The sequence below is a fragment of the Bacillus cereus group sp. Bce041 genome (assembly GCF_052646455.1).
In genome coordinates this window covers 378245-391557 of sequence record NZ_JBQXON010000001.1, presented here as the reverse complement: position 1 = coordinate 391557, position 13313 = coordinate 378245, and the positions used below count along the sequence as shown (strand labels likewise).

The window sequence follows — 13313 nt, the reverse complement described above, 5'->3', positions numbered from 1 at the left end:
TTATGCAAGCCTGTTTTTTGTTTCTTTCACATATGTGTTTAAAAATTGATCGACGGCTGCTTCGTACTCTTCTTTATTTTCGTTATAAGAGCAAGCGTGTGCACCGTGTTCTGCAATATAAAGCTGCTTATTATTTTCTTTCGCTTCATATAACGCTTTTGTCATATCAGCTAAAATATAGTCGTCATCTTTACTATGAATAAAGAGAACGGGATTGTTAATGTTTTTTATACAGTCGATTGGTGAAACTTCACGAATTGTATAACCGTCACGAACTTTCAAAAATGCGTTTGCTAAAGGTAATAAAGGCCATTTTGGTAAATGGAATTCAACCTTTAAACGGTGCTGTAATTGTCCGTGGAAATCAGAGAAAGGACAATCTGCAATATAGAAATCAGCACCATCTTCTACAAGTCCTGCGTATTGAAGAAGTGTTGCAGCTCCCATAGATTCACCATGAATACCAAGTGTAATATTGGTGCCAAAACGGTTTTTTAGCCAGTCAACTACGGATTTTAAATCATGTTTTTCATAGTATCCATAGCTTGTTGTTTTTCCGCCAGTTTTACCATGACGACGATGATCGTAAATGAGGACGTTATATCCCCTTTTTAAGAATAAGTTTGCATATTTTACAGAGTTTATTTTATTTACAGTTACACCGTGGCAAAAAACCATAAACTTATTGGTGGAATGACCAGCAGGAATGTAATATCCGTGAAGGTCGTATCCGAATTGTGAAGGGATATGAATTTCTTCTTTATGAAGAGCATCAAAATCCTCTATACGAAAATGTTTTTTCGTTTCTCTTTCGAGTACTTCTTCCTCTGTTTTTTTCTTTAAGTACATCACTTTATTTGTAAAGAAAATCCCAAGGGCAGTTATTGCACCTAGTATAGTAAACAATGCTGCAAAAAAACGTTTCATACTTTACCTCACCCTCCAAATACCGTTACATGTGATACACTTATATTGTATCACAATGATATAAAAGGGGAGAAATAGGAAATGCTGCATATACAAAAAATTACGCCAGCGATGAAAGAAACAATCCGAATGTTCATGTGTGAGAACTGGGGAAGTTCATTGATGGTTTCACGTGGTAAGGGACATCAGTTAGAAGAGTTGCCAGGATTTGTTGCGCTCTCAGATGACAGAATAATCGGAATTATAACGTATGAAGTGACCGGAAATATATGCGAAATTGTATCGCTAGATAGCTTTGAAGAAAGAAAAGGAATAGGGACGAAACTTGTGGATTGTGTATTACAAGTTGCAGAAGAAGAACGGTGCAGACAGGTTTGGCTTATTACAACAAATGATAATATGAATGCGTTACGATTTTACCAAAAACGTAATTTTGTAATGACTAATTTATATGTGAATGCGGTAGAGGAGGCACGAAAAATAAAGAAAGAAATTCCACGTATGGGATATGATAATATCCCAATTTTACATGAAATTCAGTTGGAGTATCGTTTAGTGAAATGATGTAACAATTTTCAGAAATGTGAGTTATTAATCTTGACGGATAGTGTAATTTAGGTTACCGTAAAATTGTAATCTATTACCATATTAAGGGGTGACGATGTGGCAACTATACGTGATGTTGCAAAATTGGCAGGTGTTTCAGTCGCAACCGTTTCACGAGTTATTAATGAAAAAGGATACGTTCATGAGGACACAGTAAAACAAGTAAAGGAAGCAATTGAAGAATTACGTTATAGGCCAAACAGTGCAGCGAAGCCACTATTTAAAGAGAGTTCAACGATAATTGCATTACTTGTAGATAATTTATGTAACCAATCAAACATCACTTTGCTACATTGTATTGAGGAAATAGCATATAAAGAAGGCTATCAAATCATTATTTGTAATATAGAGAATAAAGATAGATACATACATATGCTGAAGCAAAATAACATTGCAGGTGTTATTTTGACGAGAGCAGTTTTTAAAAGTGTAGGAGAAATTCCATTTCCGTTTGTTGTGATCGATGAGCAACAATCACATGGAAATTATTATGAAAGTGGACAGAGAGCTGTTTCTTTATTAAAAGAGAAAGGGTGTCACTTTCTTGCATATTTCGGTGAGGGAGAAGAAAGTGAAGAAATGGAAGATTATATAGCAGGGTTTTTAGACACTGTTTGGGATGAAGGAATCTCTTATCGAGAAGAATGTGTACAAGGGTATACAAATAAACAATTTATTACATTATTGCAAAACAATCCGTATATAGATGGAATTGTAGCCTCAAGTGATCAGATTGCTATTGAGTTAATTCGGTCAGCGAGATTTCTAAATATACATATACCAGATAAATTAAAAATTGTTGGACCGAATGGGAGTATAGAGTGTGAATGGATAGGTTCATCACTACCGACAATTGAAAGCTATGTCAAAGATAACGGAAAAGTAGCTTTTCAACAATTAAAAGGAAAAATAAAAAAGTAAAAGGTGCGTTTTATACGCACCTTTTTATAATGTAATTGCGGCAATAAAGCCAAATATAAGTAACGGTATATTGTAATGTAGAAAAGTGGGTACACATGTATCCCATATATGATGGTGCTGACCATCAGCATTTAAACCGGATGTTGGTCCAAGGGTACTATCCGATGCTGGAGATCCTGCGTCACCTAGTGCTCCGGCTGTACCGATAATTGCAATTGTGGCCATTGGACTAAATCCAAGCTGAATGCAAAGAGGTACAAAAATGGTTGTTAAGATAGGGATGGTTGAAAAGGATGAACCAATTCCCATCGTAACGAGAAGTCCAATAACGAGCATAAGAAATGCAGCGAGTGGTTTGTTATTTCCGATTATATGTGCACTCGTTTGCACTAGAGATTCAACATGTCCTGTTTTTCGAAGAACAGCGCCGAATCCAGCGGCAGCAATCATAACAAAGCCAATAAAGGACATCATACGCATTCCGCTTGTTAATATCGCATCTGCTTCTTTAAGTGGTAGACTGCCACTAACTGATAAGACGATAATACCTGCTAAAGCACCGAAAATCATGGATTCTGTTGTTAATTGAACAGTTAATGTAGCAATGATAGATAATAACCCGAAAGTAATGCTACGTTTTGTATAGGGAACGATTTCATTTTCGGTAGTATGAATTTGTTCTGTTTCATACGTACGAGGTTTTCGGTACGTAATGAATACCGCTACACATAATCCAATAATCATACCGATTGCTGGAATAGTCATTGCTTTTGGAATAAGTGTGACATCAAATGTAAGGCCGCTTTGCGCAGCGTTGGTTTGCAATACGTCATGATAAATTTTTCCGAACCCTGCAGGGATCCACATATAAGGAGTAATCAATCCAAATGTAATAATACATGTGACAAGTCTGCGATCCACTTTCAGCTCATTTAATACTTTTAAAAGTGCTGGAATTAAGATGGGGATGAAAGCAATGTGAACAGGAATCACATTTTGTGAGAAACAAGCCATCGTTAAAATAATGAATAAAATAAGTATTTTAGAATAAACTTGTTTTTTCGTGTCTTGTTCATTGCCAATCCATTTTAATGCAGTTTGAATCATAGCATCTGGAAGTCCTGTTTTGGAAAGGGAAATAGCGAAACCACCAAGCATTGCATAACTTAAAGCGATTGGAGCACTGTTTCCAAGACCAGTTGTAAAAGTGTTAATCGTTTCTGAAATACCGAGTCCGCCGATAAGTCCGCCTGTTAAAGCTCCAACAATGATGGCGACAATGACCTGGACACGTAACAAACTAAGCAATAGCATAATTGCTACTGCGACGAGTACAGCGTTCATAATAAATGTAATCTCCCTAAATTTTTATTCTGTTAAGACAAGTAAATATGAAACATTTTGCTATGTTTATACATACTTGCGACATATTATTATAAAATGTTTTCTATGAAATGTAAAAGAGCCTTTTGTTACTAATGCTGAAAAGCTAGCTCTTGTTTAATTGATTGTAAAGAATTAGCGAATAATTCTGGTTCTTCTAAATCAGGAGAATGTGCTGAATTTGGGAACCAAATCATCTTTTTTATAGGCGCTTCAATAATATCGCAATATTCCTGAACGAGTGCATAAGGAGTTTGATAATCATAGCGACCAGAACAAAAATAAACTGGAATAGATAAACTTGAGATAGAAGAAAAGAAATCGATTGTCAGCATTTCTTCCCATAAAATGCCAGATTTTAAATTTCCTGCGAGAAACTTGAACCAATCTAATAGCGTATATTCGGGAGAAAAGAAACCTTTTCGTATGAAAGAAAAGGAAGATCCGTTTTGGATTGCGCCTCCAAATGTGCCAAGCCACTTTCTTTGAATAATGAGACGTCTCGTATCTAAAAATGGTGGTTTGCCTAATTTTAAAAGGGAAGCTAATGCTTTTTTATGATCATGTTTTTTTGCAGAATGAATTAAATGTTGATATAGCAATTCTTCATTTTGTTTCATATGTACAATTTGCCCAATACCGATGTAAGCCTCGATATACTTTGGATATTGATGTGCTATGTTAAGCCCAATAATACTTCCCCAAGAATGACCAGCGAGAAATAGTTTTTGTTTGTTGAACTTTTTAAGTACATATTGAATCACTTCTTTTGCATCGGAAACGAATTGTTCGATTGTGAAATTTGCTCCGAAATCTTTCATTGAAAAGGATTTACCAGCTCCGCGCTGATCCCAATTAATAACAATAAATTGCTTCTCTAATTCTTTTTGAAAATGGCGAATAAATCCGATTTGTGCCATCCCAGGTCCGCCGTGACAGCATAATAAAATAGGTTGCTCTACGTTTTGTCCACGCATAAGGAGAGTTTGTTTTCGATTATTAATCATAACGCTTTCTATCGTAGCGATACTATTAGGAATGAGTTGTTTGTTTTCGTTATAGAACTGAGGGGTGTAGCTACGAAAAAGCATATTGAAAACCTCCTTTTGTGAAATCGTATGAATCGCACAGGCTCTTCATTTTGCATATACTGTTAGAAAATCATTGTAACATACCATACTAGTGTCATTTCAACACGGGAGGAGGGAAATTGTGACGATTGGAGAAATTATAGATGGTTTAAATAGACGTGAATCCATCGCTATTATAGCAAAACGTCTTGAAATAAGCCCGTATACATTATCGAAGAAATTAAGATTGATTGGATACGAATATGATGGAGAGCAGAAGAAACGTATTTTTGTAGGAGATGGAGAAGAACCACGTCACTTACAACTCCAAGAAGCGACCGCCCTTCAATATGAGAAAACAGATTATCAATTATTAATTTATGAGCAATTACAAAGTATTTATGAGTTATTAAGAAAAAGAGAAGAAGTAATTGCACCAATTGTGAGTAAAAGTACAGAGAAAAAGAGACGAACCTTTTCTATTAATACAGAAATATTAGCAAGATTGGACCTTATATCAGAATCGAAAGGAATTCAAAAATCTAAACTTGTAGAAGAGGCGTTGCAACAATTTTTACAGCAATATGAAGTTGACAAAACATCACATTTTGATAACTAAAGAAAAGGATACTATGTTCATTAGAAGAACGAGTATCCTTTTTATGATGTATATTACGTATAAAATAGAGGATCAGTACAAATCCTTTATACGTGAAAAATGAAATTTATTATTAGAGAAACACTTAATTTACTTTTTGAATTCTTCCATCAATAACTGGCTGAATTGGTTCTTTTAATTGTTTTACGTAATTGACTAACGCTTCAAAGTCGTTTGGCCCAGTTTCTGCATTTTTACCATTTTTAAATGATACGAATCCATCACCGCCAGAAGCTAAGAAGGCATTTGCAACTACGCTATACGTTGTAGATGGAGATAATTCTTCTCCGTTTGTTAAACGTATATTTGTAACTTTTTCACCGTTTGGTTTATTTGCATCCCACGTATATTGAATACCTGAAATTTGAAGCATTCTTGTTGTTCCTTTTTGCCATTGCTGATTTAAAATATCGCGAATGTCTTGACCTGTTAAATCTACTTTAATCAATTGATTTCCAAAAGGTTGAATGCCGTATAACTCACCCCACGTAATATCACCAGCATCTAAGTCATTACGAATGCCACCAGGATTCATGAGGGAGATTTGAGTTTGCATCGTTTGACGCTGAGCATCGGCAACTAAATTTCCAAGAGTGGACTCACCAGCATCATTTTGTTTACGGTCGATAGGTGCTGTAGATTTTCCGACCACTTCATTTACAAGTGGTGCGATTTTTTCTTTATATTGATCTAGTTTTTTCTTTACTTGTTTATCAGGTTCTACACCTTCATGATACGTTGTAACAACTTCAGCTTTTTTCTTTACAATATCCTTTGTTTTACGATCAATTGTTACATCGACGTCTGAGAAAGCCATTCCGTATGAATTTGCTTGGACAATTAGTTTATTGTTTACTGTACCATTTACATACGTATGACTATGTCCACCGAAAATAACATCAACTTCTGGGTCTGTTTCATTTGCAATTCGAGTAAGATCGCCATTTGTTACCCCAGACTCATCGGTTGTTCCACCGACATGAGCAAGAACGACGATAGATTTAACGCCGAGGCGTTTTAATTGTTGTGTTGATTTATTAATTGCTTCTACTTCATCAGTAATTTGTACATTGTTAAGCATCGTAGGCATAACGACATTTGGTGTATCAGTTGTAACAATCCCAATGAATCCTACAGGAACACCATCTACCATTTTTACAGTAAATGGTGGTAAAAATAAGCGGCCAGTTGATTTGTTATAGAAATTAGCAGCTACATAGGGGAAGTTAGCCCCTTTGAAATTTCCTGTTTTTTCATGATATCCACCGTAAATGAGGCGTTTCATTTCATCAATGCCTTCATCAAATTCATGGTTCCCGATTGTACCGACATCAAATTTTAAGTCATTTAAAAATTCAATCGTCGGTTCATCTTGTAATAATGCTGAAACTGGTGGACTAGCTCCGACGATATCACCAGCATGTACGAGAAGTGTATTAGGGTTTTGTTTTTTATGTTCTTTTAAATAAGTAGCTAAGTAATCAGCGCCACCAGCTTCTTTATTATTGATTTTTTTAACAGTATCTAGTTGTCCATGGAGATCATTAATACCAAGCATTTGTACGTCTATGTAGCGGTTTTGTTCAGCTGGATTCTGAGATGGGGGAGCGGCAAATACGCTTGAAAAAGTAATGGTGCTTAAAACAGCAACGGCAGGAATAATTTTTTTCCACATAATATAATTCTCCTTTTTTATAATCTGACATCATACGACATAATTTTAATAGATTCATAGGATTATAGCTACATAAAAATTTAGTCTTTTCGAAAAATTAACATATTTACAAAAAGTGAATAATAGAGTAAAGACCCTTTTTTATTGTCGATTTCATTGTGTATCTACTATAATGGAGAAAAAAGTAAAAGGTGAGTAGCATGAAGAAAAAGAAACAAAGACAAATGCAAAGACAATCACAAGTGAATCAACCAAAGAAAGAAACACTTACATTAGGCGATCAATTAAATGATTCACTCATGCAACAATTAAAGAGTAAGAAGAAAGAGTTGCAAGTGAGGGAAGAGGAAAAAGAGGCAGCTGAACTGGAAAGAAAGCGCCAAGAACAAAAAGAACGTGAAAAGAATAAATCATTTGAAGAACTGCTAAGTGAAAGTAACCTTACTTGGAAAGACTTTAAATAATAAAAAAATGATCAGTGAAATACCACTGATCATTTTTTGACGAGCTTGTAAGAAAAGGGGAGTTAGCATGAGAAAAATTGTCGTTGTTCCACATGAAAACCATTGGAGTGAAAAATTTCAAATGGAGGCTAAAAGATTAAAATCAGCGATGCCAGAAACGGTAAAAATTTATCATATTGGAAGTACGTCAGTTCCCGGACTGGCAGCTAAACCTATTATTGATATGATCATGGAAGTAGAAAATATCGAAAGAGTAGATGGGTGGAATGAACGATTTATAGAGCTTGGTTACATCGTAAAAGGGGAAAATGGTATTTCAAGACGCCGATATTTTATTCATGGAACTGAAGAAAAACGCTCGTATCATTTACACGTGTTTGAAAAAGGAAATCCAGAGATAGTAAGGCATTTAGCATTTCGTGATTATATGATGGCTCATTGTGAAGAAGCAGAGGCATATGCAACCTTAAAGAAAGAATTAGCCGAAAAGTATAAATATGATGGCGCGTTATATACGGAAGGAAAAAATGAGTTTGTGCGCAATGTGGATGAAAAAGCGAAAGAATGGAGAAAAAATAACGTGAATGAATGAGTTCACGCTATTTTTTAGCTATATAAAAGTGTTATGTAAACTGTACGTATGTTTTGACTTTTGGGATGAATCTTGTTGAAATAAAATTGTGGCTTATAAAAAATGTAACAATGAAAGGGAGACGACTGTGCATATTCCAACAACTACACTTCATAATGGCGTGAAAATGCCGATGATTGGTCTAGGCGTATATAAAGCGAAAGAAGGAGACGAAGTAAAGCAAGCAGTAAAAACAGCGTTAGAAGTTGGATACCGTTCGATTGATACAGCAACTGTATATGAAAATGAAAGCGGTGTCGGAGAGGCGATACGTGAATCAGGAATTCCAAGAGAAGATATATTTATTACAACAAAAGTATGGAACGACGATCAAGGATATGAGGAGACACTCGAGGCGTTTGAAAAGAGTTTGAAAAAATTACAAATGGACTATGTAGATTTATATTTAATACATTGGCCGGTAAGAGGGAAGTATGTTGATACGTACCGAGCTTTAGAGAAATTGTATGAAGAAGGTAAAGTGCGTGCGATTGGTGTTTCTAATTTTCATAAACATCATTTAGAACTATTATTACCAAATTGCAAAGTGAAGCCGATGGTAAACCAAGTGGAACTTCATCCGATGTTGACGCAATTTGAGTTGCGAAATTATTGTCAAGATGAGCAAATTCAAATGGAAGCATGGAGTCCGTTAATGAGGGGCGGAGAAGTATTCCAGCATCCAATCATTCAGGCTATTGCTAACAAATATGAAAAAACACCTGCACAAGTTATATTAAGGTGGGATATTCAAAGCGGGATTGTTACAATTCCTAAATCTGTTACACCATCTCGTATTAAAGAAAACTTTACTATTTCTGATTTTGCACTAACTGAAGAAGAGATACGTCAAATTAACACGTTGAATCGTGATTTACATGTAGGAACGAATCCTGATAAATATGATACGTTATAAAAAAGACTGTCTCCTAATACTGGAGACAGTCTTCTGTTTTATCGGTAATTCGATATTTTTAACGATGCAAAGCATATGTGTCATATTTAACAATCTTTTGAAGTTGTATATATTCTTCTTTCGTTAAAGGTAACTGTTGACTAGCTCGTATATTTTCCTGTAATTGTTGAAGAGAGCTTGCACCAGGTATAACAGCTGCAACAGTCTTATTATGTAAGCAATATTGAATAGCTGTTCCTGTTAAAGAGCGTTCTCCAATCATTTCTTTTACACTTGCTAGAGTTGCATGTAATTCATCGTAAGAATAAGAGAGATAATCCTTTTCCTTTACTCTTTCTATCTTTCTTGCATTATTGTCAGTTAAAATTCCTTTTGCAAGTGGCCCGCGGGCAATGACGCTAATTTGGTGTTCATTTAGAAGGGGGAACCATTCTTCTGGACGACGATTTAAAAGGTTATATTCCATTAGTACACTAACGATGTTTGAGCGTTTTGCATATTCACGAACGACATTTGGGCGTATAGAAGAAATACCGTAATGGCGAATAATACCTTCCTTTTTCAATTCTTCAAAAGCTTCAATTGTTTCATCTATTGGATCTTCAATTGTTCCGCCATGAAGTTGGTAAAGGTCAATATAATCAGTTTGAAGTCTACGTAAACTTTCCTTTACTTCAGTCTTTATGTAAGCTTTAGAAGGATCCCAAGACCAGCCATTTTTTTCTTCTGTCCAACGATTTCCAACCTTCGTTGTAAGTACAATTTGGTCTCTTCTTCCCTTCAAGGCTTTTCCAACAAATTCTTCATTTAATCCGTAATCATATAAATCTGCTGTATCAAAAAAATTAATTCCTAAATCGATCGCTTCATCGATAATATGCATAGCTTCTGTTTCAGATGTACCGAGAGACATACAGCCAAGGCCCATTTCTGTAACAAACAAATCTGAGTTTCCTAATTGACGTTTTTTCATAGGTCAACCTCCTTACCTTTATTGTACGAGAGGGAAAAGAGGTTGACAAACGTTTACTTTCCGCTTCGCATTAACTGCCCGTAAAAGCATGATTAATGTTTCACTTTATTTGCAGTAATCCACTCTTGTACAGTTGTATACTCTTTGCTATATTGCTTTAGCTTATGGCGAATTTGCCATGCTTTTCCGACTAAAGTGACGCGATTTGGTAAAATATAAACTTTCATTTCTATCACGCTCCTTTCAATGTGGTAAAATGTATGAGGAAAGAATAGGAAATAGAACAGGGAGATGAAGTAGTATGAGTAATCTTGCAGAGAGAACAGTAAAAACTGAGCCAATTTTTGATGGTAGAGTTATAAAAGTTCGTGTTGATGATGTAGTATTACCAAATGGAGCAATGAGTAAACGTGAAATTGTAAATCACCCTGGTGCAGTTGCTATTATTGCTATTACTGATGAGGGGAAAATTGTGCTTGTTGAGCAGTATCGTAAAGCACTTGAAAAGGCGATTATAGAAATTCCGGCTGGCAAGTTAGAACCTGGTGAAAAACCTGAGGTAACAGCAGTTCGTGAATTAGAAGAGGAAACAGGATATGTATGTGAAAATATGGAGCTCATTACTTCTTTCTATACATCTCCAGGATTCGCAGATGAAATTTTATATGTATATAAAGCGACAGGTTTGACAAGAAAAGAAAATAAAGCTGAGTTAGATGAAGATGAGTTTGTGGAATTAATGGAAGTATCGTTAGAAGAAGCGATTACTCTTATGAAAGATCTTCGTATTCATGATGCGAAGACGATGTTTGCAGTACAATATTTACAACTACAAAAATAAACACTCGCCAAAGGCGAGTGTTTTTTAATTGATTTTTGCATATACACGTGCATCACGTAAGCTACCATCTGGTGCTAGGAAATCATTTTCCATTGTCCCTTCTAGAATGAATTCTAGACGTTCTGCTAAGCTACATGCATTTATATTTGTTGCATCAGTACGAATTTCAATTCTTCTAGCGCCTAGTTTATCAAAGGCGAACTGAATTGCACCTTTAACAGCTTCGGTCATATAGCCTTGTTTTGTATAGGCACTATGTAGCCAGAAGTGAAGTGAAAACTTTGGAATATCCCAGTTTTCAGGCTTTAGTGTAATTGCTCCGATGAATGTACCAGATACTTTATCGTATAAGTGAAAATCAAGTGTTTCACGAAGTAAAAACTGTCCGTGAGCTTCGCGAACAATTTCTTCAGCACTCTCTTCTGTTTCAGCGTTAATTGGTATCCACGGTACTAAGTCTTCTAGAGAAGCTTGGATTGCTTCATATACTTCTGCACCATCACCTGGAAATGGTTTACGAACCTGCAAGCGTTCAGTTTGAAATAATGTTGGAAAATCTAATAATAATGGTTTCAAGAGAAATCCCTCCTATTCTCTACTTTTTAGTTTAGCAAAGTAGAGCGGAATTTCAATGTTAATTCGTCATACTTTTTTCTTTCTTTCATACATTTTTAATAAGAGTGTGAACGGAGGGAAGAAAAATGTGGCGAAAAAATTGGCAAGACCGTGTAATGTCTCACATACAGGAAAACTCTTCATTATATATATTTAACGCTGTTTTATTATTGATGGGAGTAATATTCGGAGCCATTCTCGTGAATAGTTTACAAATCAATCAAAAACAAGATTTATCATTTTATTTACAACGTTTTTTTGGACAAGTCTCTAAAGGAGAATTTGCCATTGCGGGCGAAATGTTTCGAGAAAGTTACTTTTCGCAATTAAAATACATCGGATTTATTTGGATTTTAGGAATTTCAATTATTGGATTACCACTTATTTTTATTTTATTATTTGTAAAAGGAGTTGTCGTTGGATTTACAGTTGGTTTTTTAGTAAGTCAGCATGGATGGAATGGACTATTATTAGCATTTGTATCTGTTTTGCCACAAAATTTAATTATCATTCCAGTCTTTCTCGTTATGACAACCATTGCTGCAAGTTTTTCTTTACGGATGATTAGGCATCAATTTATTAGAAAAATAACCGAGCCACTATTACCATTATTAATCCGTTATACATGCTTCTTTCTCGTAATTGGAGTGGTGTTAGCACTTGCTTCTAGTGTGGAGGCTTACGCATCACCAGTTTTAATGAAAGAAGTCGTTGAGGCTATTAATAAAAAATAAATACTTTTTGAGAATAATTATCAATTTGTTTTTATTGTTTTTTCTTTTGACAGAAGCCCTTCTTCTGATATAATGGTGTAAGAGTGGCGAGGAGGGAGTAGTACCGAATGGAAGAAAGAATTGAACGAATTAAGAAGCAATTACATGCAGCGAGCTACAAATTAACACCGCAACGTGAAGCAACAGTTCGTGTGCTGCTAGAAAATGAAGAAGATCATTTAAGCGCAGAAGATGTTTACCTCCTTGTAAAAGAAAAGTCGCCAGAGATCGGATTAGCAACCGTCTATCGAACTTTAGAACTATTATCTGAGTTAAAAGTTGTCGATAAGATTAACTTCGGAGACGGTGTTTCACGCTATGACTTACGCCAAGAAGGTGCGCAGCGTTTCCACCATCATTTGATTTGTACACAATGTGGTGCTGTACAAGAAATACAAGAAGATTTACTTGGTGAAGTGGAAAGGAAAGTAGAACGAGACTGGAGCTTTAAGGTGAAAGATCATCGTTTAACATTCCATGGGATTTGTAAAAATTGTCAAGAAAATGAAACGGATGAAAAATAACCTTTTCCTATTTATCTAGGAAGAGGTTTTTTATTTGAATAAGGTATAAATTGGTGAAAGCTTGGCATATGTTGTAATAACTTATATTTTGGAGGAATTTACAATGCGCCGAGCTTTAAAATTAACTTTTGATGGAATAAAAGTATTTTTATTATTTACAAGTTGTACGATTTTGTTTTATTTCGCTATACTATGGATAAATGAAGAATATGAAAGCTATCATCGTTATGAAAAACCTAAAGAAGAGACTGTAGAAAAAGTATCAGGGAATGAAGAACCGGCAAAGGATGCTTTCGTAAATAGAATGATGTTTTTCTATGAAAATGGGGAGTAGTG

The 13313-nt window shown here is 35.2% G+C and carries 17 protein-coding genes; 10 read left to right on the top strand and 7 right to left on the bottom strand.

Going from position 1 to position 13313, the window contains the following annotated elements; translation table 11 throughout:
* The gene (locus tag ACUN13_RS01980) at positions 1-927 is read right to left on the bottom strand and encodes an alpha/beta hydrolase (protein WP_000819234.1); all 927 of its coding nucleotides are present in this window, start codon (positions 925-927) and stop codon (positions 1-3) included.
* 81 nt (positions 928-1008) lie between these two features.
* On the opposite strand from ACUN13_RS01980, the gene ACUN13_RS01975 reads away from it, so the two are divergent.
* Together ACUN13_RS01975 and ACUN13_RS01970 are read left to right on the top strand one after the other, a co-directional pair.
* Positions 1009-1491, top strand: coding sequence for a GNAT family N-acetyltransferase (locus ACUN13_RS01975; RefSeq protein ID WP_000902435.1), 483 nt, complete (start codon positions 1009-1011; stop codon positions 1489-1491).
* Between the two features lie 99 nt (positions 1492-1590).
* Positions 1591-2454 carry a LacI family DNA-binding transcriptional regulator gene (locus ACUN13_RS01970; protein ID WP_025687580.1) on the top strand — a complete coding sequence of 288 codons (864 nt, stop codon included), beginning with the start codon at positions 1591-1593 and terminating at the stop codon, positions 2452-2454.
* Positions 2455-2478: 24 nt separating this feature from the next.
* Here ACUN13_RS01970 and ACUN13_RS01965 read toward each other — a convergent pair whose 3' ends face one another.
* Entirely contained in the window at positions 2479-3798 is a 1320-nt protein-coding gene (locus ACUN13_RS01965) for a Na+/H+ antiporter family protein (RefSeq protein WP_000994816.1), read from the bottom strand.
* A 131-nt stretch (positions 3799-3929) separates the two neighbouring features.
* A complete protein-coding gene (locus tag ACUN13_RS01960; protein WP_000898969.1) occupies positions 3930-4928 on the bottom strand; it encodes an alpha/beta fold hydrolase in 999 nt (332 codons plus the stop codon).
* A gap of 121 nt (positions 4929-5049) precedes the next feature.
* Between ACUN13_RS01960 and ACUN13_RS01955 the strand changes: the two genes are divergently transcribed.
* The gene (locus ACUN13_RS01955) at positions 5050-5526 is read left to right on the top strand and encodes a ribbon-helix-helix domain-containing protein (RefSeq protein WP_000151931.1); all 477 of its coding nucleotides are present in this window, start codon (positions 5050-5052) and stop codon (positions 5524-5526) included.
* Positions 5527-5650: 124 nt separating this feature from the next.
* Here the strand turns inward: ACUN13_RS01955 and ACUN13_RS01950 are convergent, their stop codons facing one another.
* Positions 5651-7240 (bottom strand): bifunctional metallophosphatase/5'-nucleotidase, encoded by a 1590-nt coding sequence (locus tag ACUN13_RS01950; RefSeq protein WP_025687579.1) that lies wholly within the window; start codon positions 7238-7240, stop codon positions 5651-5653.
* Positions 7241-7440: 200 nt separating this feature from the next.
* Between ACUN13_RS01950 and ACUN13_RS01945 the strand changes: the two genes are divergently transcribed.
* From ACUN13_RS01945 to ACUN13_RS01935, 3 genes are all read left to right on the top strand, one after another.
* Positions 7441-7704 (top strand): YqkE family protein, encoded by a 264-nt coding sequence (locus tag ACUN13_RS01945; RefSeq protein WP_000727561.1) that lies wholly within the window; start codon positions 7441-7443, stop codon positions 7702-7704.
* A gap of 67 nt (positions 7705-7771) precedes the next feature.
* Positions 7772-8296 carry a GrpB family protein gene (locus tag ACUN13_RS01940; RefSeq protein WP_025687578.1) on the top strand — a complete coding sequence of 175 codons (525 nt, stop codon included), beginning with the start codon at positions 7772-7774 and terminating at the stop codon, positions 8294-8296.
* Positions 8297-8423: 127 nt separating this feature from the next.
* Positions 8424-9251 carry an aldo/keto reductase gene (locus tag ACUN13_RS01935; RefSeq protein ID WP_000547993.1) on the top strand — a complete coding sequence of 276 codons (828 nt, stop codon included), beginning with the start codon at positions 8424-8426 and terminating at the stop codon, positions 9249-9251.
* 58 nt (positions 9252-9309) lie between these two features.
* Here the strand turns inward: ACUN13_RS01935 and ACUN13_RS01930 are convergent, their stop codons facing one another.
* Positions 9310-10224, bottom strand: a complete 915-nt coding sequence (locus ACUN13_RS01930) for an aldo/keto reductase (RefSeq protein WP_000747210.1) — start codon at positions 10222-10224, stop codon at positions 9310-9312.
* Between the two features lie 92 nt (positions 10225-10316).
* Positions 10317-10451: a Z-ring formation inhibitor MciZ gene (gene mciZ, locus ACUN13_RS01925; RefSeq protein WP_000870302.1), complete on the bottom strand. Its 135-nt coding sequence runs from the start codon at positions 10449-10451 to the stop codon at positions 10317-10319.
* A 74-nt stretch (positions 10452-10525) separates the two neighbouring features.
* On the opposite strand from mciZ, the gene ACUN13_RS01920 reads away from it, so the two are divergent.
* Complete coding sequence (locus tag ACUN13_RS01920; protein ID WP_000067042.1) at positions 10526-11065, top strand: NUDIX hydrolase; 540 nt, start codon at positions 10526-10528, stop codon at positions 11063-11065.
* A gap of 24 nt (positions 11066-11089) precedes the next feature.
* On the opposite strand, the gene ACUN13_RS01915 is transcribed toward ACUN13_RS01920, so the two are convergent.
* Complete coding sequence (locus ACUN13_RS01915; RefSeq protein ID WP_000803479.1) at positions 11090-11641, bottom strand: GNAT family N-acetyltransferase; 552 nt, start codon at positions 11639-11641, stop codon at positions 11090-11092.
* A 155-nt stretch (positions 11642-11796) separates the two neighbouring features.
* On the opposite strand from ACUN13_RS01915, the gene spoIIM reads away from it, so the two are divergent.
* From spoIIM to ACUN13_RS01900, 3 genes are all read left to right on the top strand, one after another.
* Positions 11797-12414, top strand: a complete 618-nt coding sequence (gene spoIIM / locus ACUN13_RS01910) for a stage II sporulation protein M (protein ID WP_013142149.1) — start codon at positions 11797-11799, stop codon at positions 12412-12414.
* A 107-nt stretch (positions 12415-12521) separates the two neighbouring features.
* A complete protein-coding gene (fur, locus tag ACUN13_RS01905; RefSeq protein WP_000392657.1) occupies positions 12522-12977 on the top strand; it encodes a ferric iron uptake transcriptional regulator in 456 nt (151 codons plus the stop codon).
* 103 nt (positions 12978-13080) lie between these two features.
* Positions 13081-13311: a YqzK family protein gene (locus ACUN13_RS01900; RefSeq protein WP_001250432.1), complete on the top strand. Its 231-nt coding sequence runs from the start codon at positions 13081-13083 to the stop codon at positions 13309-13311.
* Positions 13312-13313 lie beyond the last annotated feature (2 nt).